Origin of the sequence: Thermococcus sp., assembly GCF_027011145.1 — an archaeon.
GTDB lineage: Archaea > Methanobacteriota_B > Thermococci > Thermococcales > Thermococcaceae > Thermococcus.
In genome coordinates this window covers 1-1,979 of sequence record NZ_JALVAO010000046.1, presented here as the reverse complement: position 1 = coordinate 1,979, position 1,979 = coordinate 1, and the positions used below count along the sequence as shown (strand labels likewise).

General features: G+C 49.7%; 2 protein-coding genes. One reads left to right on the top strand and one right to left on the bottom strand.

What is annotated here, in order from left to right:
- Positions 1-31: 31 nt before the first annotated feature.
- Positions 32-1,087: a hypothetical protein gene (locus tag MVG27_RS05605; protein ID WP_297556336.1), complete on the bottom strand. Its 1,056-nt coding sequence runs from the start codon at positions 1,085-1,087 to the stop codon at positions 32-34.
- Between the two features lie 118 nt (positions 1,088-1,205).
- Here MVG27_RS05605 and MVG27_RS05600 point away from each other — a divergent pair.
- Positions 1,206-1,979: AMP-binding protein (locus tag MVG27_RS05600; RefSeq protein WP_297556335.1), on the top strand; the 774-nt coding region annotated here is incomplete at its 3' end.

Here is a 1,979-nt window from a genome sequence, read left to right as displayed (position 1 = left end):
TACAATCAGTCCGCAGACCATTAAGATCGTGCTATTTACCTCCATGAATAGCCCTCCTTGGTTCAGAAAAGCCGTCCCACTTAAAGGGTTTCTGGTTGGGTACTCTAACTGCAGTTTCATCTTCTATTTTAATCACCAACACCTCTGGCCGGGCAACTACAACGGCAAGCTCTCCTCTCTCGTTGTAGTCAACCACGCGGTAACCTTCCCCGGTCTTCTCAACGGGGAAGACGAGCGTAAAGGGCCAGTTGGGGTAGTATGCTATCTCCTCACCCTTTGGAACCCCCACGAGATCCCCAAAGAGGTAATAACCGTAGAGGGGAATCGCCCTGGCGTTTGGGAACTTCTCCTCAACGTTTCTAAGGAAGGCAACGTCTGTTCCTACTCCGCTTAGAATAACGGCCTCGATGTTGTTAGATGCACCCTCAAAGAGGTTCACGAGGGGTGGTGCCGTTCTCGCGAGGTTTATGCTGTTGTCCCTTTTCAGAACCCGCTCCGTGTACTTGACGAGGGGATTAAGAATGCGGAGAACCTCTTCAATCCCCTTCTCCTCGAGAATTCTCTTCAAACCGTCCGTTTCCATGCCTATGAAGTAGAGGTAACCTTCGTAACTCCAGACGAGTTCGCTTATCTCGTCCTGATACCAGCCGTAGGGCCCATGAGCCAGTGCTCGCATCTTTCCCGGGGGGAACAGCTCATTGAAACCGTAGATTTCATCGAGGGAACGCCTGAGGTATGCAACGAGATAATCAACGTAATTCCTGTCCCAGTGGCCGATTGCCCTCTCACGGGTCGTTCCAGATGACTGATAAAACCTTATCCTTCCTCGATAGCCTTCGGGCAGGAACTCAACCCAGTTGGCGCGCAGGTAGTCCTCATCAACAGGTAAACCGCTATTGAGTAGGTTTTCTACGGTTTCTGCGACGGTATCTCCAATAAGGCTCTTAACATCGCACGAAAACCTTCTCCAGTAGGGAGTATGCTCAAAGTGAAATCCAATGATTTTGCTGAGGTATTCGAGAACGTCGTCTTCCCCGACTTTGAGGGGTTCTTCAATTAAATCCTCTGGTACATTATCATACGTCATAGTCTGTAATTGTCCAAAGGGAAATATAAGTCTTTCCTAAGCATTTTTCTGAAAATAAGTTGCACAGTGAGCCAATAATGTTTAAATAACATAATACCTATCAACAGTGGGTGATACTATGCCCACTGTTGTGTATCTCAAATCCTTACTCCAGGGGTTCAAATACACTGTGGAAAAGGCCGTGGAAACGACACCCTTCTGGGCTGAGAAGTTTGAAGGTGTTGAAATTGAGAGCTTGACCCCCGGAGGGCTGGCAAAATTAACCAGAAAAGTCACAATAAAGCCCCATGATCTGTATAACCGGGAGAAAGTCTGGCCGGATTACATCAGGGAGGGAAGGATTTTTCACGCGGTTATGCGAACCAGCGGGACGACGGGCAGGCCAAAGAGAATACCCTTCACGACAGACGACAAAAAACGAACCGCCCGCCAGATGAGGCCATGGGTGGAGGAGTACTTTGAGAAAGGAGAAAGGGTTGCGTCGTTCTTCCCCCCACTGCCATCCTCCTCCGGAAACTTCGCCATCAGCGGGCTTGAAGTCAACAACGCAGGAGCATCTTATTTTCAGGTTCCGATAGCGTATCTCCAGAATCGCGAGCTACTCCTGAGGGAGCTCGAAGATATAAAGCCAACCTCGATATGGGCGTTAACCGCTACCGCCTACAACCTCGGACTTATCCTTCCCGAGAAGCTCAGGGAGGATATAAGGACAATAGTCGTAGGCGGTGAAACCCTCACGCCTGAGCTGGCAAAGGCCACACTTGAGCTATTCCCCAACGCGGTGATAATAGACAACTTCGGTTCAACTGAAGACGACGTGACTGGATTCCGCATCGTCACTGAAAAGGGTGCCAGCCCCTTCCGCTTTGAGGAGTCTATACTCGTGCTTGAG